Consider the following 23899-nt stretch of genomic DNA (forward strand, 5'->3'; position numbering starts at 1 on the left):
ACTTACGTCTCGGGCGAGTGTAGGCAGTCTGCCAACAGTCGCCGAACTCGGCTAGGCCTACTGAACAGTAGGTCGCGGATCACAACGTACGCGTCCTGTGTTTGGGACCGCGCCCCGCCTACCTGCTCCGCGTGCGTCGCGACCCGCCGCGCGCGGGCGCCTCGCCGGGTTCTTCCCCCGTGGCGATCGGCATGCGCACCGAGTTGCCCCACTCGGTCCACGACCCGTCGTAGTTGCGTACGCCGTGGCGCCCGAGCAGGTAGGTCAGGACGAACCAGCTGTGAGCGGATCGCGCGCCGACTCGACTGTAGACGATCACCTCGTCCGCGCCTGCCAACGCGCGGTAGACGTCGTCGAGTTCGGTGCGGGAGCGGAAACGCCCGTCGGCGGTGAGCGCCTCCGACCACGGGATGTTCGACGCGCTGGGAATATGGCCGCCGCGCAATGCCGCGTCCTCGGGGTTGGCCGGTTGGAGCACATCCGCGCCGGAGTACTCCTCGGCCGAGCGCACGTCGAGCACCGGTTTGCCGAGGTGGGCGAGCACGTCCTCGCGGAAGGCGCGGAAGGTGCTGTCGTCTCTGCGCACAGCCGGATAGCCGCTGCGCACCGGGTAGTCGGGTTCGAAGGTCGTGTCGCGCCCTTCGGAGATCCACGCCGCGCGGCCGCCGTCGAGCAGGCGCACGTCCTCGTGCCCGAACAGGGTGAACACCCATGCCGCGTGCGCCGCCTGCGCGTTCCCGCGATCCCCGTAGATCACAACCGTGTCGTCACGATCTATACCTTTCGCGCGCATCAGTTCGGTGAATCGCGTTCCGTCGATATAGTCGCGCGTGACCGGATCGTTCAGATCGCTTCGCCAATCCAGTTTGGTGGCGCCCGGAACGTGCCCGATGTCGTAGAGCAGCGTGTCCTCGTTGGCCTCGATGATCTTGAGTCCCCGCGCGCCTATGTTTGCCGACAGCCACTCCGTGGTTACTAGTCGGTGTGGGTGTGCGTAGGAACCGAGTGAGGGATGAGGGTCCGGAGCGACGGGCACGGTGTTTGGGTCCTTCACGCATGGGTGGACGGTGGTGGCAGCGGTTCGAGGCCTCACAGCGATGGTAGGTGTGAGGCGACAGTGGCTCTCGTTTCAGATCACAAATCGGATGAGGGCTGAATAAAGGGCACCTACATCCGATAAAGTCTCCCGGGAGGAGGGGTGAGCTATGTCCGATTCTTGGCCGCGGCGGCGACTGCTCGCGATCCTACGTGGCGCCAGCGAGCCTCTCGACGCCCAGGAACTGGCCAGAATCACCGGACAGCACGTCACCACGGTCCGGTTCCATCTGGATGTGCTCACCAGGGAATCCCTCGTCCGGCAGTTCCAGCAGCCGCCGCGTGGCCGCGGGCGACCGCGCATCGGATACAGCGCGGTGCAGCGATCGGTGGGCTACCAGGATCTCGCCCAGGTGCTCGCCGACCAGCTCGGCCCGGATCCCCGGCGCAGGGCGGAGGCGGCGAATGCGGCGGGCCGCGCCTGGGGCAGCAGACTCGACGTCGGTGACCATCGGGTCGAGTCGCTGGAGGACGCCAAGGATCTCACGATGACGTTGATGTCGGAACTGGGTTTCGCGCCCGAGCGCGACTCTTCCCCGGAGAACGAGGGGAAGGTGCTGATCCGGATGACCGCGTGTCCGCTGCGCGAACTCGCGCGAACGCATTCCGAAGTGGTCTGCGGCGTGCACCTCGGGCTGCTCGAAGACGTCCTCCGCCGGGGCGGCGCGCAGGGGACCATCGACGTGCGGATGCATCCGTTCGTGGAGCCGGAGCTGTGCGTGGTCCGTCTGGAACTCATCGCGGCGCAGCGCGCCGAGGCCCAGGAGACCGCGAAGGTGCCCGGCGGTGACGCCGAGGCGTTCACCACGCCGTCAGGCCGTGTGGCCCCACAGCTGCGTAACGCCGATCCCAACATCGCCAAGCAGTCGGCGCAGCAGTGGTAGCCCGATGCCGATGACGCTGGACGGGTCGCCATCGATGCGGTCGACGAACCAGCCGCCGAGCCCGTCGAGGGTGAACGCGCCTGCCACCTGGAGCGGCTCGCCGGTCGCGATGTAGGCGTCCAGCTCGTCCGGCTCGGGCTTGGCGAAATGCACGGTGGTGCTGCTGCAGTCGACCGCTTCGGCGATGATCCCACCGTCCCGCATCCGCAGCACGCAGTGCCCGGTGACGAGATCGGCGCTGCGTCCGGCCATGTCGCCCCAGCGCGCGCGGGCGACCTCGGGGGTGTGCGGCTTGCCCTGCAACTCGCCGTCCACGAGCAGCATGGAATCACAGGCCACCACAACGCAGTCGGCGGCGAACTCCGGAACCGCGGTGGCGACGGCCGCCGCTTTGGCGCGCGCCAACTCCACCACGACCCCCTGCGGAGGGGTGCCCTCGGGGAGGGCGGCGGCCACCGCGTCCTCGTCCACGGCGGAGACCCGGACGATCGGGTCGATGCCCGCCGAGCGGAGCACCTCCCGGCGGGCCGGGGACGCGGAGGCCAGGATCAGCCGCGTCACCCGCGCAGGTGGGACAGCTGTGGGAAGGAGTACGGGGAGAACGGGGAAGCGCCGCGATGCATCAGCGTCGGGTGGCCCCACAGGTCGGGCGGGCCTGCGGGCCCGCCCGGCGCGGCGCTGTTCGCGGCGGCGGACAGGACGCACACCAGCGCGGCGAGTTCCTCGTCGGTCGGCGAGCCCTTCACGACACGGAAGAACGGCTCCGGGGTGGCCTCTGCGGATTGCGCTGTCGCGGTCGAACCGGTGGACGCACCGGCCTCGTCTGCGATCGGGTCGACTGTGAGATCCAGTTCGACGGCGCTCAACACATCTTCTTCTGCCACGGTCGTCACAGTGCCAGGTCCTCTCTTCGCCCTTATCAGCGGAACTGATCAGGCTGTTCCCGTTTTCCGACAAGTTATGGATGAAGCAATCGTCCTCGGACGCACTCTTTGCTTCTCTGCAACAAGCCGGTACACGCCAGCGTAAGTGTTACCGAGGCCGATGCCCCACCCTTTGTGCGCGGCCTATCGAGGGTATCGCTCGATCACAGCGGGATGTTGCCGTGTTTCTTCGGCGGCAGGGTGACCATCTTGCGTTCGAGCAGTCGCAGCGCGGAGACGATCTGGCCGCGGGTGTGCGACGGCGGAATGACCGCGTCCACGTAGCCTCGTTCGGCGGCGACGTACGGGTTCACGAGTGTGTCCTCGTACTCGTTCTGGAGCTCGAGCCGCAGCGCATCGACATCTCCGCCGTCTTTGGCGGCCTGCTGGAGCTGCTTGCGGTAGACGAAGCCGACGGCGCCCGAAGCGCCCATGACGGCGATCTGGGCGGTCGGCCAGGCGAGGTTCACATCGGCGCCCATGTGCTTGGAACCCATGACGTCGTAGGCGCCGCCGTAGGCCTTGCGCGTGATGATCGTGATTTTGCCCACAGTGGCCTCACCGTAGGCGTAGAGCAGCTTCGCGCCGCGCCGGATGATGCCGTTGTACTCCTGCCCGGTGCCGGGCAGGAAGCCGGGCACGTCGACCAGGGTGATGATCGGGATGTTGAACGCGTCGCAGGTGCGCACGAAGCGCGCGGCCTTCTCCGAGGCGTCGATGTCCAGGCAGCCCGCGAACTGGGTGGGCTGGTTGGCCACGATGCCGACGCTGCGGCCGTCGATCCGGCCGAAGCCGACGATGATGTTCATCGCGCGCTCGGCCTGCACCTCGAGGAACTCGTCGTCGTCGAGCAGGCGACGGATCACGTCGTGCATGTCGTAGGGCTGATTCGGCGAGTCCGGGATGATCGTGTCCAGCTCGAGATCCTCGTCGGTGAGCGAGTCCTCGATCGCGCCGTCGATCGGGTCGGTGGCCGGGAAGCGCGGCGCCTCGGCACGGTTGTTGCTCGGCAGGTAGGACAGCAGGTCCTTGACGTAGTCCAGGGCGTCCTGCTCGCCGGAGGCGACGTAGTGCGCCACACCGGACTTGGTCATGTGCGTGTGCGCGCCGCCCAGGTCCTCCATGGTGACGTCCTCGCCGGTGACGGTCTTGATGACGTCCGGGCCGGTGACGAACATCTGGCTGGTGCCGTCGACCATCACGACGAAGTCGGTCAGCGCGGGGGAGTACACGTGGCCACCGGCGGCCGGGCCCATGATCAGCGAGATCTGCGGGATCACGCCGGAGGCCTGGATGTTGCGGTGGAAGATCTCGCCGTAGAGACCGAGTGAGACCACGCCCTCCTGGATGCGCGCGCCCGCGCCCTCGTTGATGCCGATCAGGGGGCGGCCGGTCTTCAGGGCCAGGTCCATCACCTTGACGATCTTCTCGCCGTAGACCTCGCCGAGGCTGCCGCCGAACACCGTGACGTCCTGGCTGAAGATGCAGACATCGCGGCCGTCGATGGTGCCGTAACCGGTCACCACGCCGTCGCCGAGCGGGCGGTTGTGCTCCAGGCCGAAGTTCACGCTGCGGTGGCGGGCCAGGGCGTCGAGTTCGACGAAGGAGCCTTCGTCCAGCAGGGCGAGGATGCGCTCGCGGGCGGTCATCTTGCCCTTCGCGTGCACCTTGTCGACCGCGGCCTCGCCCATCGGGTGCTTCGCCTCTTCCAGCCGATTCCGCAGGTCAGCCAGCTTCCCGGCGGTGGTGTGGATATCGGGGGAACCCGCGGGACCTGATGCGGGCTGCTGCTGGACACTCGTCATGGCATCGGAGTGTAACCAGTACCAGTGCGTCTCTCTAACCCAGACGGGGGCTACCGGCGAGTAGAAAACCGCAGCTAGATCAATTTTCGGAGGCAAACTTCCTGGTCGGTAGCGACGTTGGGGAGGCGGAAAATGAGTATCGCCCACCGGTCGGGTCCGGATAGCCTGAGGGCGAAACATTTTCGGCTCAGGGGAGGAGCGCGTCATGTGGGAATGGGGTAGGACTTTCGCCGAATACGCTGCCGCCGCGGCGTGGACACGGACCACGGAGACGGCTCCGAAGTACGGCGAGCCCGAGTGCTGGACCGAGACCGCCGAGGGCGAGCCGGAGAACGACCGCGCGGGCATGGCGGCGCGCGACCCGCTCGTCTCCTGGTACGACCTGGCCGGGTAGCGCCCGCGCGGCGAGTAGCCTGCCGGTGTGCAGAGGCCACCGTTGGATGCAGAGCAGTTGCGGCGCAGTGCCGTCGACTCGCCGGAACTGTCGTTCTTCTCGCGGATCGACGTGGTCGAGTCGACCGGGTCCACGAACGCGGATCTGATCGCGCTGGCGGCCGATCCGGACGCCGACCACGTCGTTCTGCTGGCGGAAACCCAAGTGCAGGGGCGTGGCAGGCACGCGAGGACCTGGGTCAGCCCGCCCCGGGCGCAACTGGCGATGTCGGTGCTGGTGCGTCTGCCCGGGATCGGCCCCGCTTCGCTCGCCTGGCTGGCGCTGCTCACCGGCGTCGCCGTGGTCGACGCGCTGCGGACCACGGCGGGCGTCGCCGCGGAACTCAAGTGGCCCAACGACGTGCTGATCGACGGACGCAAGGTCGCGGGCATCCTGGCCGAGGTCGCGGCGAGCGGGGGCGGCGCGCCCGCCGTCGTGATCGGGCTCGGGCTCAACGTGAGCCTGACCGAAGAGGAACTGCCGGTGCCGCACGCCACGTCGCTGACCATCGCGGGTGCGCGGCAGACCGACCGCACGGTGCTCGTGCGGTCGCTGCTGACCGAGTTCGCCCGTCGCTTCACCGCGTGGCGCGACGCGGATTGGGCGACCGACGAACTGGCCGCCGCCTATCGCGAGCGGTGCGCCACCATCGGCACGGAGGTCCGCGCCGAACTACCCGGCGGCCGACAGCTCACCGGCATCGCCGAGGGCGTCGACGACTACGGCCGTCTGCTCATCGGTGGCGAAGCGGTGTCCGCGGGCGACGTCACGCATCTGCGCGCCCAGTACTGACCGCCTCTCGCGGCGGCCTCAGACGTGCTGGGCGACGTCGCGCGCGGCGTCCCGGGCGAGTGCGCGATCGCGCTGCTCCTCGAACTTGATCACGTCTTTGGCCAGCTGCTCCACGAACGTGCCCAGTTCGTCGCGCGCCTGCTCGCCGCGCGGCCCGAAGTCCGAGCGGTCGAAGACGTTCCACTGTTTGAGCACCGGCTCGACGACCTCTTCCAGGTGCTGGCGCAGGTCGTAGATGCCGTGCTTGGCCATCAGCACGCCGTAGCGGCGGAAGTTGGGCATCCCGGCGCCTGGCATCAGGAAGTTCGTGATGATCCTGGTGATCGCGGGCAGCGCCTGGTCGGGCACCAGGTCCAGCGCCGCGCCGCACAGGGAGCGATAGAAGATCATGTGCAGGTTCTCGTCGGCGGCGATGCGCTGGAGCAGGCGATCGGCGACGGCGTCGTTGCATGCCTTGCCGGTGTTGCGATGCGACACACGGGTGGCCAGTTCCTGGAAGGTGACGTAGGCGACGCTCGCCAGGAACCCGCCCCACCCGTCCGGCGATCGGACCCCGTTGCTCATGTGGATCATCCGGGCCTCCTCCAGGGCGACCGGATCGACGGCGCGGGTGACGACCAGGTAGTCCCGCATGGCGATGCCGTGGCGGTTCTCCTCGGCGGTCCAGCGGTCGACCCAGGTGCCCCACGGTCCGTCCTCGGAGAAGTTCTGCGCGATCTCCCGGTGGTAGGAGGGCAGGTTGTCCTCGGTGAGCAGGTTGGTGATCATCGCGACCCGGGCGACTTCACTGAGGTGCGATTGCTCCGGTTGCCAATCCACGCCGCCAAGGGCGGCGAAGTTGCGGCCCTGGCTCCACGGCACATAATCGTGCGGGTTCCAGTCTTTCGCCATGGACAGGTGCCGATTCACGTTCTCTTCGGCGACGGGTTCGAGTTCGGCCAGGATCTGCAGCGGGGTCAGGTCTTTGGTCACGCGTTCCTCCACGGTCGGAATCGGCGATGATGGTGAGCCGGGCGTTGCGCGATACAGAGAGCCACTGCGCGGAAATAGTCACACGCAGGGTGCCGATTGTGCAGCATGACGCGCTGCGGTGTCAGCCGTTCGGGCATCTTGACGCGGTACTGTTCCTACATGGGTTATCCCGAGGATGTGCTGGCGCCCGACGAACGGTTGCTGCTGCATCGCCACCCGCATTGGAAGATGCTCTTCTGGCCGATCGTGACGCTGATCGTCGCCACCGCTCTCGCGGGTTTCACAGGGGGACTCATTTCGCAGAAGGCCACGGGCACCACCGCCTCGGCGCTGCTCATCACGGTGCTCGTGGTGTATGTGGCGATTCTGCTATGGCGTTGCGCCGTACCGGTTATCAGCTGGAAGTCGACGCATTTCATCGTCACCGACCGGCGGGTGCTGGTGCGCCAGGGCGTCATCACCCACAGCGGCATCGACATCCCGATGAGCCGGATCTCCAGCGTGCAGTTCCGGCATGGGCTGTTCGATCGGTTGCTCGGCACCGGGACGTTGATCATCGAGTCGTCCTCCTCGGAGCCGCTGGAATACGACGACATCCCCGCAGTCCAGCAGGTGCATTCGCTGCTCTACCACCAAGTGTTCGAGGTCGAACGCCATCGGGACGGGCGTGACGAGCGCTGGGACGACCGCCGCAGCTACCGGTGAGCCCGTAACCTGGGCGTATGACCGCTGTACTGCTGGCCGAGGACGACGATGCCATCGCGGCCCCGTTGTCGCGCGCGCTCGGCCGCGAGGGCTACTCGGTGACTGTCGAGAGTTTCGGCCCCGCCGTGCTGCAGCGGGCTCTGGAAGGCGGGCACGACCTGCTCATTCTCGATCTCGGCCTACCCGGCATGGACGGGCTGGAGGTTTGCCGTCAGGTGCGCGCCCGCGGCGCGGATCTGGCCGTGCTGATGCTCACCGCGCGCACCGACGAGGTGGATTTCGTGGTGGGGCTGGACGCGGGCGCCGACGACTACGTCGGCAAGCCGTTCCGGCTCGCCGAGTTGCTCGCCCGGGTGCGAGCGCTGTTGCGGCGCAGCGGAATCGGCGACGACACGGTCGAGGTGGGCGGCATCCGCCTGGAGCCGGCCGCCCGGCGCGTACTGGTCAACGGCGTCGAAATCGGTTTGGCCAACAAGGAATACGAGCTGCTCAAGGTGCTGATCGACCGGGCCGGTCAGGTGGTGGCGCGCGAGACCATCCTGCGCGAGGTGTGGGGCGACGCGGAGTTGCGCGGTTCCAAGACGTTGGACATGCACATGTCCTGGCTGCGCCGCAAGATCGGGGACGAGGGCCCCATGGCCGAGCGGCGCATCGTCACCGTCCGCGGTGTCGGATTCCGGCTGAACACCGACTGACGTGCGCCGCCGGATCTTGCGTTCCATGCTCACCGTGCTGACCCTCACCACGGTGGTGCTCGGCGTGCCGCTGATCTACACGGCGTGGTTGTGGGTGGAGGACATCACGCGCAACGACCTGCAGAACCGGCTGGACCGGATCGCGACGGAGATCATCGCGCAGGAACGCGACGGCACGGTGTCCGGCGAGCTGGACATCCGGTCGGTGGCGCCGTTGGTGCCGGAGAACGGCAGGCTCACCATCGTCTACCCGTCGCAGCGGGACAACGCCGTCCGCCGCGACGTGGGGGTGGCCGACGTGTCCGACCCGCTGGTCGAGTCGCTGTCGATGGGCAAGTCCGCTTCGCTGCGCCTGGAGGTGCCGTCCGCGCCGATGCACGCCATGCAGCGCCAGGCGGTCGCGGTGGTCGCGCTGGCGGTGCTCGCCTCGCTCGGCGCGGCGGTCTCGGTCGCGGTGGTCACCGCCCGGCGGGTGGCCGATCCGCTGCGGGACGTCGCGGCGCGCGCGGCCCGGCTGGCGATGGGCGATTTCCGGCCCGATCCGCGCAGGCACGGCATCGCGGAACTGGATCGCGTATCCGACGTGCTCGACTCGGCGACGGTGGAGATCGCCGGACGACTCCAGCGCGAACACGCCCTGGTGGCGGACGTCTCGCATCAGCTGCGCAGCAGGCTGACCGCCGTGCGGTTGCGCCTGGACGAGTTGTCCGCGCACGCCGACCCGGAGGTGGTGCACGAGGCCGAGGAGGCGATGGCTCAGGTCGATCGGCTCACCGATGCGATCGACGACCTGGTCCGCGCCTCCCGCGACGAGGACGCGGCCGACCGCGATCCGGTGCCCGTGATGGACGAACTGCGCGGTGTCGTCGCCGAATGGAAACACCCGTTCACCGAGGCGGGACGGTCGCTGACGCTCACCGGCGACGAGTCGTTGCGCGCCCCGATCACGGGTTCGCGGTTGCGTGAGGCGGTGACGGTGCTGGTGGACAACGCGCTCATGCACGGCGGCGGGACCTGCACGGTGTCGGTGCGCTCGGTGCGGCCGGGAGCCGATCGCGAGCCGCTGGTGTGTGTCGAGGTGGCCGACGAGGGCCACGGAGTGCGCGACGAGCTGGCGCCGCACATCTTCGACCGCGGTTTCTCCGCGGGCGGTTCCACCGGTGTCGGGCTGGCGCTCGCGCGGGCGCTGGTCGAGGCCGACGGCGGACGGCTGGAATTACAGCGGCGCAGGCCCGCGCTGTTCGCGGTGTTCCTCGGGTCGAAGGCCCGTCCGGCCAACTCGGTGGTGCCCGAGCCGAGGTGACTCAGCCGCGGCCGAGTTCCTCTTCCACGAGGTCGACGAATTCCGCTTCGAGTTCGCTCATTTCGTCGGGGAAGACCCAGCGGCGCATCGACCAGAAACGGAACGCCATCTGCAGCAGATTGCCGATGATGAACGCGCTGATGAAGTCGGCGACGTTCTCGACCGTGAAGCTCACGTTGGGCTGGCGCAGGTCGAAGACGTAGCTGGAAATCCACAGCGGGGTGAAGGCGAGGACGACGCCGACGCCGCTGACGGCGAAGAACAGCAGCGCTTCGTGATGACGTTCCCGCCCGCCGCGATTCTTGAACGACCATTCCCGGTTCAGGATGTAGGACGCGATCACGGCGATGACGCCGGAAATGATCTTGGCCGTGACCGGTTTCTCCGCGAGCACCGTCCACTTGAGTATGTAGAAGATGCCGCTGTCGATCACGAACGTGGTCGCGCCGACGATCGCGAACTTGATCAATTCCCGCTGCCGGTACGCGATATCTTGCAGCGGCTTGGGGAGGACGCTGACCACGTCGTCGACGAATGACACAAGACCGGAGTGTACCGGTAGCTGTCATTTGCGCCGGACATGACAATATTGTCCGACGTGAGCGCACGTTCCTTCGATCCTTCGGCCATGCCCACCGTCACCATGATCGGCGGCGGCCAGTTGGCGCGCATGACCCACCAGGCGGCGATCGCGCTTGGCCAGCGGCTGCGCGTGCTCGCCGAGAACCCCGAGGACCCGGCCGCCCAGGTCAGCCCCGAGGTGGTGCTCGGCAGCCATACCGACCTGACCGCACTGCGCAAAGCGGCGGTCGGCTCGCACGCGCTGACCTTCGACCACGAGCACGTGCCGACCGAGCACCTGGAGGCGCTGGTCGCCGAGGGCGTCAACGTGCAGCCGCCGCCGCGGGCGCTGGTCTACGCGCAGGACAAGTTGGCGATGCGCACCAAGCTGAGCGCGCTGGGGCTGCCCGTGCCCGCGTTCACGCCGGTGACCTCGGTCGAGGACGCGGTGCGCTTCGGCGACGAGCACGGCTGGCGGATCGTGCTGAAAGCGGTGCGCGGCGGCTACGACGGGCGCGGCGTCTGGATGCCGGAGTCCGCCGACGCGGCAGCGGCGATCGTCGCCGACCAGCTCGCCCGCGGCGTCCAGTTGCTGGCGGAGGCGAAGATCGACCTGAAGCGGGAGCTGTCGGCGATGGTGGCCCGTTCGCCGTTCGGGCAGGCGGCGACGTGGCCGGTGGTGGAGACCGTGCAGCGCAAAGGGCAGTGCGCGGTCGTCATCGCGCCCGCGCCCGAGCTGCCGGAGGACACGGCCGCCGCAGCGGAGACCATGGCGCTGCATCTCGCCAGGGACCTCGGCGTCGTCGGCGTCATGGCGGTGGAGCTGTTCGAGACCACCGACGGCGAGCTGCTGGTGAACGAGCTGGCCATGCGCCCGCACAACTCCGGGCACTGGGGCATGGACGGCGCCCGCACCGGGCAGTTCGAGCAGCATTTGCGCGCCGTGCTCGACTACCCGCTCGGCGACACCGCGCCGCTGGCTCCGGTGACCGTGATGGCGAACATTCTCGGCGCGCCGCAGGCCCCGGCGATGTCGATGGACGAGCGGCTGCACCACCTGTTCGCCAGGATCCCTGAGGCGAAGGTGCACCTGTACGGAAAGGGCGAGCGTCCCGACCGCAAGATCGGGCACGTCAACATCCTCGGCGACGACGTGGCCGAGGTCAGGGAGAAGGCCGAGCGGGCGGCGCACTGGATGTCGCACGCGATCTGGACCGACGGATGGGATCCGCATGAGTGAGGAACTGGCCATCGCCCCCGCGGTCGGCCTGATCATGGGCAGCGACTCGGACTGGCCGACGATGGAGGCCGCCGCGGAGGCGCTGGCCGAATTCGGGATCCGTTTCGAGGTGGGCGTCGTCTCGGCGCACCGCACGCCGCAGCGCATGCTCGACTACGCGCGTTCCGCGGCGGGGCGCGGGTTGAAGGTCATCGTCGCCGGCGCGGGCGGCGCTGCCCACCTGCCCGGCATGGTCGCCTCGGCCACTCCGCTGCCGGTGATCGGCGTGCCGGTGCCGCTCAAATACCTCGACGGCATGGACTCGCTGCTGTCCATCGTCCAGATGCCCGCCGGCGTGCCGGTCGCCACCGTCTCCATCGGCGGCGCCCGCAACGCGGGCCTGCTCGCCGCCCGCATCCTCGCCGCCCACGACCCGTCCCTGCGCACCCGCATGGAACAGTTCCAAGCCGGGCTCGAGCAGATGGTGCTGGAAAAGGACGACGCGCTGCGCACCAAACTTCTGGGCTGAGCGACGCACGGTCAGCGGTCGCGCGCGCCCACTCGCGACCGCTTCCACAAATCCGGCTTTCTCCAGAGCGTTCAGCACGTCTCCAGCGGTTTCCGCTGGGTTGGTACGTGAGTCGGCGATTTGCTGAATGCACAGACCACGCGGTCGATCTGGACAAGTACTCCGGAGATGGCTGCGATCCACCCCGACGTGACTCGAATAGTGATCTACGTCACATGGTGTCAGGAATGTTCGGGGCTGCGGTGTCTTGTTTTCGAGCCTCTCGGAGCGAAGGAGACACCATGAGCAAGAAGATCGACGTGGTCGTGATCGGTGGCGGGTATGCCGGTGTGATGGCGGCGAACCGGCTGACGCAGCGCGATGACGTCGCGGTGACCGTGATCAATCCGCGCTCGGCGTTCGTTCCCCGGCTGCGTCTGCATCAGCTGGTGGGCGGGACGCACGATGCGGTCGTCGACTATACCGAAGTGCTGGCCGAGGGGGTCCGGCTGGTGGTCGACAGCGTGACACGGATCGACGCGCCCGGGCGCAGCGTGACGTTGGCCGAGGGGGGCACGGTCGGCTATGACTACCTGGTCTACGCGGTGGGTAGCGGCAGCGCGGGCTCGCGAGTGCCGGGCGTGGACGAGTTCGCTTATCCGATCGCCACTTTGGAGGCGGCGCAGCGGTTGCGGTCGGTGCTTTACGACACGCCGATGTCGGCGGCGGTGACGGTCGTCGGGGGTGGTCCGACGGGCATCGAGACCGCTACGGAGCTGGCGGAGCGGGGTCGCGCGGTCACGTTGGTGTGCGGCGGCGTGGTCGGCCCGTACCTGCACCCGAGGGCCCGGCGGACTGCCCGCAAGTACCTCGCCAAGTTGGGGATCAGCGTGCTCGAAGGCCCTGATGCGGCGGTCACGGCGGTGACGCGGGATGCCGTGGAACTCGGTGACGGCCGCACATTGGCGAGTCGGGTGACCATCTGGACCACCGGGTTCGGTGTGCCGGATCTGGCCGCCACCAGCGGACTGAGCACCGACGCTACGGGACGACTGCGCACCGACGAGACGTTGACCAGCGTCGACGACGAGCGCATCGTCGCGGCCGGGGATTCGGCGGCGCCGTCCGATCTGCCGTTCCGGATGAGCGCCTATGCCGCGGGGTGCCTTGGCGCCCATGCCGCCGACACGGTGCTGAACCGGATCGCGGGTGAAAGGCCTGCGCCGATCGACCTGTCTTTCCCCGCGATGTGCATCAGTTTCGGCCGGGGCGCGGGAATCTTCCAGCTCGGCCACAAGGACGACACCGCGATGCCGCTCTACTTCAGCGGACTCGCGGGCAAGAAGTTGAAGGAGTTCTCCTGCGCCGCCAGTGTCGAGCACCTGGTGAACGAAGCGCGCAAGCCCGGCTCGCATCACTGGCCCAAGGACGGCAAGCACCGGCCCCAGCTGCTGCGGGAGCAGCGCGGCGGCGCGCCGGTCGCCGCCGAACGGGCTGTGTAGCAGCGCCGGTGGTCTCCGGTCGACTACTTCGCCCCGCACCGGGTGTGGCAGCGCTGTTCTCGCCGTCGCCGCCGCACCCGCCCGGCCGTCGGCGCATCGCCGGATGCGAGCGCGCATCGTCCGGTGTGCGCCGGACCGGGCATCGACGATCCAGCGAGTCGGATCGAACGTCTGAGCAACAGAAGAGGACCTCATGGAAGCAGCCAGTGGAGCCGATGAGAAACGGGGGACCGACCAGAAGGCAGAAGGCCGGGACGGCGGCGACCACACCGCCGCGGCGGCGACCGAGACGTTCCTCGCCCACCGCAACCTGCTGTTCACCGTCGCCTACGAAATGCTGGGATCGGTGGCCGACGCCGACGACGTCTTGCAGGAGACCTGGTTGCGCTGGGTCGGCGTCGACGCGGCGCACGTCACCGAGCCGCGCGCCTACCTGGTCCGGATCACCACCCGGCAAGCGCTCAACCGGCTGCGCTCGGTGAAGCGCCGCAGGGAGGCATACGTGGGCTCCTGGCTGCCGGAGCCGCTGCTCACCACACCGGATGTGGCCGCAGACGTCGAGCTCGCCGAAAGCGTGTCGATGGCGCTGATGCTCGTGCTCGAGACATTGACCCCGATCGAACGGGCGGTGTTCGTGCTGCGCGAAGCTTTCGGGTTCGGCTACGACGAGATCGCGGCCGCGGTCGACAAAACGCCCGCCGCCGTCCACCAGATCGCCCACCGCGCCCGTCGCCACGTGGAAGCTCGCCGTCCACGCCGCTCGGTCACGGCGCGCCAGGCCGAGGCGGCTGCCGAGGCGTTCCGGCGCGCGCTCGAGACTCGCGACGTGCAAGGACTGCTCGACGTGCTCGCCCCCGACGTCGTCGCCATCAGCGACGGCGGAGGTATCAAACAGGCCACGCCACGGCCGGTCTTCGGCGCCGAAAAGGTGGCGCGCTTCATCGTCGGCGGCCTCACCAAGAACGATGTCGCGCTCACCGTCGAATCGACCACGGTCAACGGCAGCCCCGCACTGGCTCTGCGCATGGACGGGGAACTGGACGGCGTCCTCGCGATGCGCGTCGAGGACACCCGTATCACCGGCCTCTACTACGTGCGCAACCCGCAGAAACTGACCCACGTCGATTCGCAGACCCCGCTCAGCCTGCGATGAACGTCGACCCAACCGTTCGAGGAGTAGACATGACCACGCGGGCACCGCTCGCCGACACTTTCCCGTCGCGATGGCCGACGGTGGCCGGAGCGGTCGCCCTGCTCACGGCGATCGTCAGCGTGCTGCTCATCGCCTTCGCCTGGCCGTCGGCGCGGTCCTCGGTACACGATGTGCCGATCGCCGTCGCCGGTCCGGCCACCGCGGTCGCTCAGGTCCGCACGGCACTCGAGCAACGGCTGCCGGGCGGCTTCGAGATCACCGAGGTCCCCGACACCGCGGCCGCGGAAACGCTGATTCGCGACCGGCGGGTGTACGGGGCGATCGACCTCGGCTCCGGTGCTCCCGAGGTCATCGTCGCCTCCGCCGCGAGCACCGCGGTCGCCCAGACCTTGCAGGGCATCGCGAGCGGCCTCGCACAGGAGGGCAAGCCCGGCACGGCGGCCCGCGACCTCGCCACCCTGCCCGCCGACGACCCGCGCGGCGCCGGCTTGTCGGCAGGCGCCCTGCCCCTGGTCATGGGCGGTCTGCTGGCCGCGGTGCTGCTGACCCGGCTCGTGCGCGGCACCGCCCGTCGGGTCACCGGAGCGCTCGCCTTCGCGATCACCGGCGGCCTGGCCGTCGCCGCGATCCTGCAGTTCTGGCTCGGCTCGCTCAGCGGCTCCTACCTCGCCAACTCCGGCGCCGTCGCGCTGTCCATCGCGGCCACCGCTGCGGCCGTCCTCGGGCTGGAGGCGCTGCTCGGATACGCCGGGATCGGAATCGGCGCCGTGCTCATGATGCTGATCGGTAACCCGCTCTCGGGTACCGCGACCGCACCCGAAATGCTGCCCGGCTGGTCCGGCGCGCTCGGCCAGCTGCTGCCGCCCGGTGCCGGTGGCCGGTTGCTGCGATCCACTGCCTTCTTCGACGGTCGAGGGGCCACCCACGCCGTCCTCGTCCTGCTGGCCTGGCTCGCGCTCGGCGTCACGCTGTGCCTGGTCAGCGGGCTGCGCGCACGCCGTTCCGCCACCGGCGCGGCGGGACTTCGGGGTACCGCAACACCGGCCGGCATGTCGGCGACCCTCGGCAGCTGACGGGACGAAGGGGCATGCTTCCGCACGCTGGTCGGGCTGTGCGCGGACGAACAGAGTGTCGGCGCGCGCCCCGGTCACCGCGACGATCGCGGCGACGCCGGTTGGGAGCACGGTCGGTCTCGCCGAGCCGCGGCCACTGCGGTCGAGCCCCGTCGACCTGGTGATACGGCGGCGGACCGCGAAAGCTTCCGGTGTCGGGGACTCGCGCTCTCGGCCGCTGACTACGGTGTGAGGTCGTGACTACAGGGGATATCGCTCGAACGCGGGGAGGCGACGACACCGCGCATTTTCGGCTCACGGTGGTGGATCAGGCGCTGCGGTTGTTCGCCGAGAAGGGGTATGAGGCGACGACCGTCGACGAGATCGCGGAGGCGGCGGGCATCTCCCGGCGCACGTTCTTCCGGCAGTTCCGGTCGAAAGAGGATGTGATCTTCGCCGACCACGAGTCCCAGCTGGCGCAAGCGGAGGAGTTTCTGGCCGCGTCGCGAGAGGACCCGTGGGAGGCGGTGTGCTCGGCGGTGGTGCAGGTGTTCGAGCGGTTCACGCAGTGGCGGGAGATCGCGGCGCGGCGTTACCAGGTGGTCCGGCGGGTGCCCGCGCTGCGGGAGCGCGAGATCGTCACGGTGTTCCGCTATGAACGGTTGTTCACCGACTACCTGCGTGAGCGGCTGCCCGACGTTCCCGATCTGGCCCGGGTGCAGTTCACCGCCGCGGTGACGGCGACGCACAACTACCTGCTGCGCCGCATGGTGCGCGGCGAGTCGGACGCGGGCGCTGCGGACCTGCGGATGGAACTGGCCGCCATCCCGCGCGGCGCCGGGCGTCCCGCGAGCGCGGACGAGCTGGTCGTGGCGGTGTTTCCCCGTGACGTCGCGCCGAAGCAGATCGCGGACCTGCTGGTCCGCAAGCTCGGCAACCTGTGAACCCGGATCGAAGTGCGACTTATCTGACACTGAGTGCCACGTCATCTCCCCACGTAAGCCGCATCAATATGGGTATACTGACTCATAGATGGCACTGAGTGCCGAGATGCTGCTTTTGTTCGACGGAAAGCGGCGCCGACCACCGACGATCAGGAGTGAAGGCCCCATGACGGGAAACCCCGATTTCGACCTGTTCAAGCTCGAGGACTTCCACGACGAACTACGCGAAGCGATCCGCGCCCTCGCGGAGAAGGAGATCGCCCCGCACGCGAAGGACGTCGACGGCAACTCCCGCTTCCCGGAGGAGGCGCTGACCGCGCTCAACGCCTCCGGCTTCAACGCCGTGCACGTGCCCGAGGCCTACGGCGGCCAGGGCGCCGACTCGGTGGCCACCTGCATCGTGATCGAAGAGGTCGCGCGCGTCTGCGGTTCGTCCTCGCTGATCCCCGCCGTCAACAAGCTCGGCACCATGGGCCTCATCCTGAACGGCTCCGAGGAGCTGAAGCAGAAGGTGCTGCCGGACATCGTCAACGGCGAGATGGCCTCCTACGCGCTGTCCGAGCGCGAGGCGGGCTCCGACGCGGCCGGTATGCGCACCCGGGCCAAGCAGGAGGGTGACGACTGGATCATCAACGGCTCCAAGTGCTGGATCACCAACGGCGGCAAGTCCTCCTGGTACACCGTGATGGCGGTGACCGACGCGGACAAGGGCGCCAACGGCATCTCGGCCTTCCTGGTGCACAAGGACGACGAGGGCTTCGTGGTCGGCCCGCTGGAGCACAAGCTCGGCATCAAGGGCTCGCCCACCGCCGAACTGTACTTCGAGAACTGCCGGGTGCCGGGTGACCGCATCGTCGGCGAGCCGGGCACCGGTTTCAAGACCGCGCTGCAGACCCTCGACCACACTCGCCCCACCATCGGCGCGCAGGCCGTCGGCCTGGCCCAGGGCGCGCTGGACGCGGCCATCGCCTACACCAAGGACCGTAAGCAGTTCGGCAAGTCGATCGCCGACTTCCAGAACACCCAGTTCATGCTCGCCGACATGGCGATGAAGATCGAGGCCGCCCGCCTCATGGTGTACACCTCGGCCGCCCGCGCCGAGCGCGGCGAGAAGAACCTCGGCTTCATCTCCGCCGCCGCCAAGTGCTTCGCCTCCGACGTCGCCATGGAAGTCACCACCAACGCCGTCCAGCTGTTCGGCGGCGCCGGCTACACCACCGACTTCCCGGTGGAGCGGATGATGCGCGACGCCAAGATCACCCAGATCTACGAGGGCACCAACCAGATCCAGCGCCTGGTGATGAGCCGCGCCCTGCTCAAGTGATTTTGTTGTAGATCGCCGGATGTCGGGCGCGCCTGGCAACGCATCTCGGGCCGTCTCCAGGCTGTCGAGGAGCACAGGCCGCCCGCACATTCCGTCGATCGCATTCCGCTCCCGCTCGTAGCGCGGCGGCACGATATGGGCGTACGTGCGCAACCTGAAACCCGAATTGCCGGGACGTGCGGGTGCCTGCGCTTCGTCAGTGCCCGGAGTCAGCGCGATTCCGGGCGTGCTCGAACGTTCCCGCTCTCCCAATGAGACGCGGCCATGAGTGGCACACGGTTGCGGCAAAACGCGAGTGCCTTCTCGCTGGTGTGCCACTCGTGTCAAGGCTCCAGGTAGAGGCGTTCGCACGGGAGTCTCGGGTAGTCGTCGGTGGTGTCTGTGGATACTTCCACTGCGTCGTGCCAGTGTCGGGCGCGCCATTCCTGGACGAAAAGGCATGCGGCCGTTACGCAGGCGACGAAGTCGAGGCGGGCTCCGTGCCAGAACACCGACAGGTGGACATCCGGCTCGGATGGAATCGGGGATTTCGCGCGGTCAGACATATGTGATCACCCGCCGACCGCGCGCGACCTTCGCGGCCACGCAATGGCGGATCGCCGCGACGACCACGCGGCCCGATGGGCGAAATGCCGTGTCCGGGCGGGTTATCCATGCGCGAAACTTGGTTCCCTGGTCGGCGGGGCTCGGCAGCGCGATCATGCCGCCGTAGCGGATGATGGAGACGTTCAAGCGGAACATCTCGGCGAACAGCGGCACGTCGTCCGGTAGGTCCGGCCGGATGATGAACGTCCACCGCTTCGACCGCGGATGCGACAGGATCGGCCCCAGCTCGTGGTCCTGGTCCTGCATCCACACCTTCACGTGGTGCCCCAGCACGGCGGGCATGGTTATCGCCCAGACCATCCCAGTTCGGACGATGATCCGCCCGATCTGTGGCGGGTCCACGATCGCGGGGAGACCGCACACCTGCCGGTAGTAGTGACAGCGAGACAACGGCGTGTCTCCAAACGCTATGTGGCGCAACGAGACCTCTGCTTCATCGAAGGGGTTCAGGGTGCGCCCGTAGCTCTGGTAATCCCTGGTCGGTAGCCGTAAGGGGAGCGAATTACTCTGCGGTGCGGGTGTTTCCGTCGTCCACTGCCGGGCGCACGATCAGAGAACCACTGGACCTATCCGACGAACTAGGTAAAGATGAGATCTCATCAGCTCGACCAGCACGTTTTTCATTCTGCAATGAGAATCGGCCCGGAGATGAGAAACCCGGGTCGCCCGGAGTGGACAGGAATCGCATGGCCGAAAGTGGTGGCTCCACCCTGCCTCGCCGTCAGCTGGGCAGGCATCTGCGAAACGGACGGGAAGCGGCGGGATTGACGTTGGCCGACGTCGGCGAACGGATGCAGTGGAGCGTCAGCACCGTTCAGCGGATGGAAGTCGGCAAGACCGAGCGCATTCGCACCGTCGATGTGGAGGCGCTGTGCAAGATCTACGACTTCACCGAGGAGTACGCGAACGCACTGGTCGGGCTGGCGAAGCAGGCGAGCGTGAAGTCGTGGTGGCATGAGTTCGGCGACCTGATCCCCGAGAACTTCGATGTCTTCGTGGACCTGGAAGCCACTTCACGGTCGCTGACCTGGTACGAACCGGAACTGGTTCCGGGGATCTTCCAGACCCCCGCGTACGCGAGCGGATTGATTCGCGCTGTCTACCCGGATGACACTGCGCTGGAACACGAGCGTCGGGTCCATCTCAGGCGCAAACGCCAAGCGCTGATAACGCGCAAAACAAACCCCGTCAGCGTGAACGCAATACTTCGCGAGTCCGTGCTGCGCGGGATGGTCGGTGACGACCGAGTCATGTCCGCCCAGCTCCGTCATCTGGTGGATCTCATGGGTTTGCCCAACGTCATGATCCGGGTGCTTCCCTTCTCGGCCGGATTCCCCATGGGTGTGGCCGTCGGTCCGTTCGTGATCTTGAAGTCCGGGGGAGACGGCAAACGACAGCCGAAGGAGCCTACTGTTGTCTACGTCAAGAGCTTCACAGGCGATCTGTACCTGGAGAAGCTCGGCGCTGTGAACCGGTATGTCGATGCCTACCGGCAGCTCGAGCGAGCGGCGCTGGACCCGGATCAGAGCAGGAATCTGCTCAGGCAGATCGCAAGGGAGTACGCACTGTGAATATCGACTTCTCCGAGGCGAAGTGGTTCAAAAGCAGCCGAAGCGGTGGCGACAAAGCATGTGTTGAGGTCGCTTTCCTCGTGGAAGGCGGTGTCGGCGTACGCGACTCGAAGAACCCGACCGGCCCGGCGCTGGTCTTCACGCCCGGCGAGTGGGACACCTTCACCGCTGGCATCTCCGACGGCGACTTCAAGCGCCTTTGAACCGAACAGCGGTTGTGTCATCGCGCTACGACTGCCGCGATCGGATCAGTCGCGGTAGATCCTGACGTAAGCGTTGGTGACGGTACCGAAGCTCATGGAGTCCAGGCACGACGCTGTGCCGCCACCGGCCGGGCTGAAGGAACCGCTCCACCTACCCCGGTAAGGACCGATGGTCATCAGCGGGAAGGAGTACGGGACGGGGGCCAGGCCGAAGCACTCGATGACCAGGGTGTACTCCCTGCCTGCGGGTGCGTCGGTGTCGTGGCAGGCCGCGGTCGCGCTGGTCAGGTCACGGGTGATGGTGCAGTCCTCGGGTGCGGCTTGGGCGGTGCCGGAACCGATTGCCGCCACAAAGCCCAGCGCGGACACTGCGGCGACCGTGATTCGTGTGGCGGTGACTTTCCCGTTCATTCCATGTTCTTCCAAAGATGTTGTTCGGCAATCGGTAAGGACTCCGAGCCGTTACGACCGGGGCAACGGCCGTGCTCGGCGACCCAACCGCCGCCACCCCTCCGGCCACCCCCATCCGCGCCAGGAACAAATCCGCGAGTGGCACATGGCTGTGGCAAAACCCGAGTAGACCTCTCGGTGGTGTGCCACTCGCCACGGGATCTGAGGTTCTACTTCACCAAGTCGGCGTACTCGCTGTGTTGGGTGATGTACTGCTCCACGTACCAGCAGGTGGGGATGACCGAGAAACCGGCTGTGCGGGAGTCGTTGAGGGCGTATTCGACGACTTGGGCGGCTACGCCTCGGCCCCGGAATTCGGGGAAGGTCAGCGTGTGGTGGAAGTCGCGGGTCTTGGTGTCCTCGCGTTCGGCGTAGTCGGCGTACCCGGCTAGGGTGTCGTCGATGTAGATCTCGAAACGGGTATCGGCGACGTTGTGTTCGAGCCTGGTCGTCATGTCGGGGTAGAACTCCTTGTGCGTGGGGAATGTTCCGTCGCGGTGGTTACAGGATCGTGCCGGGGTTGAGGATGCCGTCGGGGTCGAGTGCGTCCTTGATGCGGCGGGTCAGGGCCATGACGTCGGGGCCGAGTTGGTCGGGCAGCCATGCCTTCTTCAATCGTCCGACGCCGTGTTCACCGGTGATGGTGCCGCCGAGGGCGATGGCGAGGTCCATGATCTCGCCGAAGGCGCGGTTCGCTCGCGCGGTGTGGTCGGCGTCGGTGGGGTCGTGCACGATCAGCGGGTGGGTGTTGCCGTCACCCGCGTGCGCGATCACCGACACTGTGACCTCGTTGCGCTCGGCGATTTCGGCGACGCCGCTCACCAAGTCGCCGAGCCGGGGCAGCGGAACGCCGACGTCCTCGAGCAGCAGCGGCCCGAGCTTCTCCACGGCCGGGATCGCCAGACGCCGGGCGGCCGTGAACGCTTCACCTTCGGCCGGGTCCTCGGTGTGGAAAACCTCTGTCGCGCCCGCTTTCTCGCAGGCCGCCGCCATGATCTCGGCCTCGCGGTGGGCGAATTCGCCGGGGGCGTCGGAGCGCGCGACCAGCAGCGCGGCCGCCTTCCGGTCCAACCCCATCCGCAGCTCGTCCTCCACGGCGTTGATCGACACCGAGTCCATGAACTCGAGCATCGACGGCCGCAGTTCGCCGGTGATGGTCAGGATGGCCTCGGTGGCGGCGGTGAGCGTGGCGAAACTGGCGACGAGCGTGCTCTGCGGCGGTTGGGCGGGCAGCAGCCGAAGCGTCAGCTCGGTGATCACGCCCAGCGTGCCCTCGCTGCCGACGAACAGCTTGGTCAGCGACAGCCCGGCCGAGTCCTTCAAACGCGGACCGCCGAGCCGCACGGCGGTGCCGTCGGCGAGCACGACCTGCATGCCGAGCACGTAGTCGGTGGTGACGCCGTACTTCACACAGCACAGGCCACCCGCGTTGGTCGCGGCGTTGCCGCCGATCGAGCAGATCTCGAACGACGACGGGTCCGGCGGGTACCACAGCCCGTGCTCCGCGACCGCGCGCTTGACCTCGGCGTTCAGCAGGCCGGGCTGCACCACGGCGGTCCGGGTCACCGGGTCGACGGAGATTTCCCGCATCCGCTCGGTGGTCAGCACGATCGCTCCGTCGACGGCCGTCGCGCCGCCGGACAACCCGGATCCGGCACCGCGTGGAATCACCGGGACGCGATGCGCGCTGGCCCACCGCAGCGTCGCGGCCACGTCGTCGGTGCTGGTGGCACGCACCACGGCCAGGGCGGTGCCCGCGCCGGGATCGCGCGCCCAGTCCTGGCGGTAGCTCGCCAGCAGGTCGGCGTCGGTGAGCACCGCGCCGTCGGGGAGGGCGGCGATCAAGTCATGCAGGTCCACCACCTCACGCTAGCTCCCCGTGCCCGAAATTTGCTGATCGGTCGACCGTGCGTGTGTGGCGAACGGAAGGCCTGGAATGTGATGTCAGCCGCCACAGTGGTATTACCGCCTACGGGAGACCAGAATGCCGACAGGGGCTTGACTGTTCGGGGCATCGAGTTCTCCTGGCGCCGCCACGTCGTGGCGCCGGCAGTCCATGCGGTTCGCCGCGGAGCACTTGGAGGGATGGAACGGATGCAGGGCGAGCAACCGAGTCGCCGGGAACTGGTCGCCGCGATGTTCTCCAGCGAGTTCGTCGAGGACGGTATAGACCCCGACGTGCTGCGCCGGGTGCACGCGGGCGAGCACGAGGAATGGCTGACCGCGCTGGACCGCTCCGGTGTCTTCGACAAGGAGACCCGCGCCGAGCTGGCCGACCTCTGGCAGCGCGAGCCCCGCGAGTTGCTGGAGGCGCTGCTGGCGGACGCGGACGATGTCGCGCGACGGCGATGCCTGGCGGCATGGGCGAGCCTGGACCACGCCGCGGGAGACCCGGGCCAGGCGCAGATCGGCTGAGCCACCCCGCGGTCGCCGCCCGCTCATCTGCCGGACATCTGCCGCTGGCACGCTGGTCGCGTGCACGAGCTGTCCGAGACCGCCGACACCATCGCCGACCGGTTCACCCGCTGGTGCGAGTCGGTCGTGCACCGGATGCCGTTCGGGCTGAACCGTCTCGTCCCGCCGACCTTCCTCGGCTTCGCGCTGATCAACAGCGGCACCTTCGCCGCCGACTTGGCGCTGCTCACCGTCCTGCACGGCTGGTTCGAACTGCCGGTGTGGTCGTCGGTGACGGTGGCATACGTGTGCGCGTTCGGGCTCAGCTTCGTGCTCAACCGCACGTTCAACTTCCATTCCCACGCGCCGGTCGGCAGGCAGGCCGCGGTGTACGTCGTGGTGGTGGTGGTCAACTACCTCGCGTTCATCCTGGGCATCGGCAGCGGGCTCACCGCGCTCGGCGTGGAGTACCACGTGTCCCGGTTGCTGGCGGGCGCGTGCGAGGCCGTCTACATGTACAGCGCCATGCGCTGGGTGGTCTTCCGCCGCGCGGTCGAGCCGGAACCGGAGCTGACTCCCGACGCGATGTGAGGTGTCGGCGGTGGAGAGGTGCTGCGGACACCTGTATCGCGCCATGAGGAGGCCGCGACCCGGCTGAGTGGCCGCCTGTCCGGACGGCTCACCCTGAATCGACGGACATCGATCGGCGAGGTCGATCGCCGCTCGGCTGTCGGACAACGGCTGTGGGTCAATCCATGGGTCGCCACCGCTACCGGTCGCCAGGGGGTCCGTGCGACGACGAGCG

General features: G+C 68.0%; 27 protein-coding genes. 17 read left to right on the plus strand and 10 right to left on the minus strand.

The window, feature by feature from the left end:
- Positions 1-118 precede the first annotated feature (118 nt).
- On the minus strand, positions 119-1036 hold the full coding sequence (locus ACFV2O_RS14255) for a sulfurtransferase (protein ID WP_364433215.1): 918 nt from the start codon (positions 1034-1036) through the stop codon (positions 119-121).
- A gap of 169 nt (positions 1037-1205) precedes the next feature.
- On the opposite strand from ACFV2O_RS14255, the gene ACFV2O_RS14260 reads away from it, so the two are divergent.
- Positions 1206-1979, plus strand: coding sequence for a helix-turn-helix transcriptional regulator (locus tag ACFV2O_RS14260; protein WP_379252111.1), 774 nt, complete (start codon positions 1206-1208; stop codon positions 1977-1979).
- Here the strand turns inward: ACFV2O_RS14260 and ACFV2O_RS14265 are convergent.
- The 3 genes from ACFV2O_RS14265 to ACFV2O_RS14275 all read right to left on the minus strand — a co-directional run bounded on the left by ACFV2O_RS14265 (position 1908) and on the right by ACFV2O_RS14275 (position 4707).
- Positions 1908-2540 (minus strand): Maf family nucleotide pyrophosphatase, encoded by a 633-nt coding sequence (locus ACFV2O_RS14265; RefSeq protein WP_355073542.1) that lies wholly within the window; start codon positions 2538-2540, stop codon positions 1908-1910. The genes ACFV2O_RS14260 and ACFV2O_RS14265 overlap by 72 nt on opposite strands.
- Positions 2537-2863, minus strand: coding sequence for an acyl-CoA carboxylase subunit epsilon (locus ACFV2O_RS14270; RefSeq protein WP_379252112.1), 327 nt, complete (start codon positions 2861-2863; stop codon positions 2537-2539). The genes ACFV2O_RS14265 and ACFV2O_RS14270 overlap by 4 nt, the downstream gene beginning before the upstream one ends.
- A 203-nt stretch (positions 2864-3066) precedes the next feature.
- Positions 3067-4707: an acyl-CoA carboxylase subunit beta gene (locus ACFV2O_RS14275; RefSeq protein ID WP_355073546.1), complete on the minus strand. Its 1641-nt coding sequence runs from the start codon at positions 4705-4707 to the stop codon at positions 3067-3069.
- Between the two features lie 205 nt (positions 4708-4912).
- Here ACFV2O_RS14275 and ACFV2O_RS14280 point away from each other — a divergent pair, with 205 nt between their 5' ends.
- Both ACFV2O_RS14280 and ACFV2O_RS14285 read left to right on the plus strand, forming a co-directional pair.
- Positions 4913-5101, plus strand: a complete 189-nt coding sequence (locus tag ACFV2O_RS14280) for a hypothetical protein (RefSeq protein WP_364433205.1) — start codon at positions 4913-4915, stop codon at positions 5099-5101.
- 27 nt (positions 5102-5128) lie between these two features.
- On the plus strand, positions 5129-5932 hold the full coding sequence (locus tag ACFV2O_RS14285) for a biotin--[acetyl-CoA-carboxylase] ligase (protein WP_355073550.1): 804 nt from the start codon (positions 5129-5131) through the stop codon (positions 5930-5932).
- Positions 5933-5950: 18 nt separating this feature from the next.
- On the opposite strand, the gene ACFV2O_RS14290 is transcribed toward ACFV2O_RS14285, so the two are convergent.
- Positions 5951-6904, minus strand: coding sequence for an acyl-ACP desaturase (locus ACFV2O_RS14290; protein ID WP_379252113.1), 954 nt, complete (start codon positions 6902-6904; stop codon positions 5951-5953).
- Positions 6905-7063: 159 nt separating this feature from the next.
- On the opposite strand from ACFV2O_RS14290, the gene ACFV2O_RS14295 reads away from it, so the two are divergent.
- The 3 genes from ACFV2O_RS14295 to ACFV2O_RS14305 are packed head-to-tail and all read left to right on the plus strand — an operon-like array spanning position 7064 to position 9607.
- The gene (locus tag ACFV2O_RS14295; protein WP_355073554.1) at positions 7064-7609 is read left to right on the plus strand and encodes a PH domain-containing protein; all 546 of its coding nucleotides are present in this window, start codon (positions 7064-7066) and stop codon (positions 7607-7609) included.
- 17 nt (positions 7610-7626) lie between these two features.
- On the plus strand, positions 7627-8304 hold the full coding sequence (locus ACFV2O_RS14300; protein ID WP_040865082.1) for a response regulator transcription factor: 678 nt from the start codon (positions 7627-7629) through the stop codon (positions 8302-8304).
- A gap of 1 nt (position 8305) precedes the next feature.
- Positions 8306-9607, plus strand: a complete 1302-nt coding sequence (locus ACFV2O_RS14305) for a HAMP domain-containing sensor histidine kinase (protein WP_355073558.1) — start codon at positions 8306-8308, stop codon at positions 9605-9607.
- A gap of 1 nt (position 9608) precedes the next feature.
- On the opposite strand, the gene ACFV2O_RS14310 is transcribed toward ACFV2O_RS14305, so the two are convergent.
- Entirely contained in the window at positions 9609-10148 is a 540-nt protein-coding gene (locus ACFV2O_RS14310; protein WP_355073560.1) for a GtrA family protein, read from the minus strand.
- A 39-nt stretch (positions 10149-10187) separates the two neighbouring features.
- Between ACFV2O_RS14310 and ACFV2O_RS14315 the strand changes: the two genes are divergently transcribed.
- From ACFV2O_RS14315 to ACFV2O_RS14345, 7 genes are all read left to right on the plus strand, one after another.
- Entirely contained in the window at positions 10188-11408 is a 1221-nt protein-coding gene (locus ACFV2O_RS14315) for a 5-(carboxyamino)imidazole ribonucleotide synthase (RefSeq protein ID WP_379252114.1), read from the plus strand.
- Complete coding sequence (purE, locus tag ACFV2O_RS14320) at positions 11401-11916, plus strand: 5-(carboxyamino)imidazole ribonucleotide mutase (RefSeq protein ID WP_379252115.1); 516 nt, start codon at positions 11401-11403, stop codon at positions 11914-11916. The genes ACFV2O_RS14315 and purE overlap by 8 nt, the downstream gene beginning before the upstream one ends.
- A gap of 281 nt (positions 11917-12197) precedes the next feature.
- Entirely contained in the window at positions 12198-13397 is a 1200-nt protein-coding gene (locus ACFV2O_RS14325) for an NAD(P)/FAD-dependent oxidoreductase (protein ID WP_379252116.1), read from the plus strand.
- Between the two features lie 193 nt (positions 13398-13590).
- Complete coding sequence (locus tag ACFV2O_RS14330) at positions 13591-14550, plus strand: RNA polymerase sigma-70 factor (RefSeq protein ID WP_379252117.1); 960 nt, start codon at positions 13591-13593, stop codon at positions 14548-14550.
- A gap of 29 nt (positions 14551-14579) precedes the next feature.
- Positions 14580-15623 (plus strand): hypothetical protein, encoded by a 1044-nt coding sequence (locus ACFV2O_RS14335; protein WP_379252118.1) that lies wholly within the window; start codon positions 14580-14582, stop codon positions 15621-15623.
- Between the two features lie 236 nt (positions 15624-15859).
- A complete protein-coding gene (locus ACFV2O_RS14340; RefSeq protein WP_379252119.1) occupies positions 15860-16546 on the plus strand; it encodes a TetR family transcriptional regulator in 687 nt (228 codons plus the stop codon).
- A gap of 166 nt (positions 16547-16712) precedes the next feature.
- Complete coding sequence (locus ACFV2O_RS14345) at positions 16713-17870, plus strand: acyl-CoA dehydrogenase (RefSeq protein WP_379252120.1); 1158 nt, start codon at positions 16713-16715, stop codon at positions 17868-17870.
- A 537-nt stretch (positions 17871-18407) separates the two neighbouring features.
- Here ACFV2O_RS14345 and ACFV2O_RS14350 read toward each other — a convergent pair.
- The gene (locus ACFV2O_RS14350) at positions 18408-18896 is read right to left on the minus strand and encodes a DNA-directed RNA polymerase subunit beta (RefSeq protein ID WP_379252121.1); all 489 of its coding nucleotides are present in this window, start codon (positions 18894-18896) and stop codon (positions 18408-18410) included.
- A 266-nt stretch (positions 18897-19162) separates the two neighbouring features.
- On the opposite strand from ACFV2O_RS14350, the gene ACFV2O_RS14355 reads away from it, so the two are divergent.
- Both ACFV2O_RS14355 and ACFV2O_RS14360 read left to right on the plus strand, forming a co-directional pair.
- Positions 19163-20047 carry a helix-turn-helix domain-containing protein gene (locus ACFV2O_RS14355; RefSeq protein WP_379252122.1) on the plus strand — a complete coding sequence of 295 codons (885 nt, stop codon included), beginning with the start codon at positions 19163-19165 and terminating at the stop codon, positions 20045-20047.
- Positions 20044-20250 (plus strand): DUF397 domain-containing protein, encoded by a 207-nt coding sequence (locus ACFV2O_RS14360; protein WP_379252123.1) that lies wholly within the window; start codon positions 20044-20046, stop codon positions 20248-20250. The genes ACFV2O_RS14355 and ACFV2O_RS14360 overlap by 4 nt, the downstream gene beginning before the upstream one ends.
- Before the next feature lie 45 nt (positions 20251-20295).
- On the opposite strand, the gene ACFV2O_RS14365 is transcribed toward ACFV2O_RS14360, so the two are convergent.
- From ACFV2O_RS14365 to ACFV2O_RS14375, 3 genes are all read right to left on the minus strand, one after another.
- Positions 20296-20661: a hypothetical protein gene (locus ACFV2O_RS14365; protein WP_379252124.1), complete on the minus strand. Its 366-nt coding sequence runs from the start codon at positions 20659-20661 to the stop codon at positions 20296-20298.
- Between the two features lie 209 nt (positions 20662-20870).
- Entirely contained in the window at positions 20871-21155 is a 285-nt protein-coding gene (locus tag ACFV2O_RS14370) for a GNAT family N-acetyltransferase (RefSeq protein WP_379252125.1), read from the minus strand.
- Between the two features lie 46 nt (positions 21156-21201).
- A complete protein-coding gene (locus ACFV2O_RS14375) occupies positions 21202-22560 on the minus strand; it encodes an FAD-binding oxidoreductase (protein ID WP_379252126.1) in 1359 nt (452 codons plus the stop codon).
- A 225-nt stretch (positions 22561-22785) separates the two neighbouring features.
- On the opposite strand from ACFV2O_RS14375, the gene ACFV2O_RS14380 reads away from it, so the two are divergent.
- Positions 22786-23115, plus strand: coding sequence for a hypothetical protein (locus ACFV2O_RS14380; RefSeq protein ID WP_379252127.1), 330 nt, complete (start codon positions 22786-22788; stop codon positions 23113-23115).
- A gap of 60 nt (positions 23116-23175) precedes the next feature.
- Positions 23176-23685 (plus strand): GtrA family protein, encoded by a 510-nt coding sequence (locus ACFV2O_RS14385; RefSeq protein WP_379252128.1) that lies wholly within the window; start codon positions 23176-23178, stop codon positions 23683-23685.
- Positions 23686-23899 lie beyond the last annotated feature (214 nt).

This window comes from Nocardia sp. NPDC059691, from assembly GCF_042733915.1.
In the GTDB taxonomy this organism is placed as follows: Bacteria; Actinomycetota; Actinomycetes; order Mycobacteriales; family Mycobacteriaceae; genus Nocardia; species Nocardia sichangensis.

Excerpts from the sequence above, each read along its gene's own strand:
- ACFV2O_RS14260 (WP_379252111.1), top strand. The coding sequence starts at position 1,206 with ATGTCCGATTCTTGGCCGCGGCGGCGACTGCTCGCGATCCTACGTGGC.
- ACFV2O_RS14275 (WP_355073546.1), bottom strand. The coding sequence starts at position 4,707 with ATGACGAGTGTCCAGCAGCAGCCCGCATCAGGTCCCGCGGGTTCCCCC.
- ACFV2O_RS14280 (WP_364433205.1), top strand. The coding sequence starts at position 4,913 with ATGTGGGAATGGGGTAGGACTTTCGCCGAATACGCTGCCGCCGCGGCG.
- ACFV2O_RS14295 (WP_355073554.1), top strand. The coding sequence starts at position 7,064 with ATGGGTTATCCCGAGGATGTGCTGGCGCCCGACGAACGGTTGCTGCTG.
- ACFV2O_RS14300 (WP_040865082.1), top strand. The coding sequence starts at position 7,627 with ATGACCGCTGTACTGCTGGCCGAGGACGACGATGCCATCGCGGCCCCG.
- ACFV2O_RS14315 (WP_379252114.1), top strand. The coding sequence starts at position 10,188 with ATGACAATATTGTCCGACGTGAGCGCACGTTCCTTCGATCCTTCGGCC.
- purE (WP_379252115.1), top strand. The coding sequence starts at position 11,401 with ATGAGTGAGGAACTGGCCATCGCCCCCGCGGTCGGCCTGATCATGGGC.
- ACFV2O_RS14325 (WP_379252116.1), top strand. The coding sequence starts at position 12,198 with ATGAGCAAGAAGATCGACGTGGTCGTGATCGGTGGCGGGTATGCCGGT.
- ACFV2O_RS14330 (WP_379252117.1), top strand. The coding sequence starts at position 13,591 with ATGGAAGCAGCCAGTGGAGCCGATGAGAAACGGGGGACCGACCAGAAG.
- ACFV2O_RS14335 (WP_379252118.1), top strand. The coding sequence starts at position 14,580 with ATGACCACGCGGGCACCGCTCGCCGACACTTTCCCGTCGCGATGGCCG.
- ACFV2O_RS14345 (WP_379252120.1), top strand. The coding sequence starts at position 16,713 with ATGACGGGAAACCCCGATTTCGACCTGTTCAAGCTCGAGGACTTCCAC.
- ACFV2O_RS14355 (WP_379252122.1), top strand. The coding sequence starts at position 19,163 with ATGGCCGAAAGTGGTGGCTCCACCCTGCCTCGCCGTCAGCTGGGCAGG.
- ACFV2O_RS14365 (WP_379252124.1), bottom strand. The coding sequence starts at position 20,661 with ATGAACGGGAAAGTCACCGCCACACGAATCACGGTCGCCGCAGTGTCC.
- ACFV2O_RS14370 (WP_379252125.1), bottom strand. The coding sequence starts at position 21,155 with ATGACGACCAGGCTCGAACACAACGTCGCCGATACCCGTTTCGAGATC.
- ACFV2O_RS14380 (WP_379252127.1), top strand. The coding sequence starts at position 22,786 with ATGGAACGGATGCAGGGCGAGCAACCGAGTCGCCGGGAACTGGTCGCC.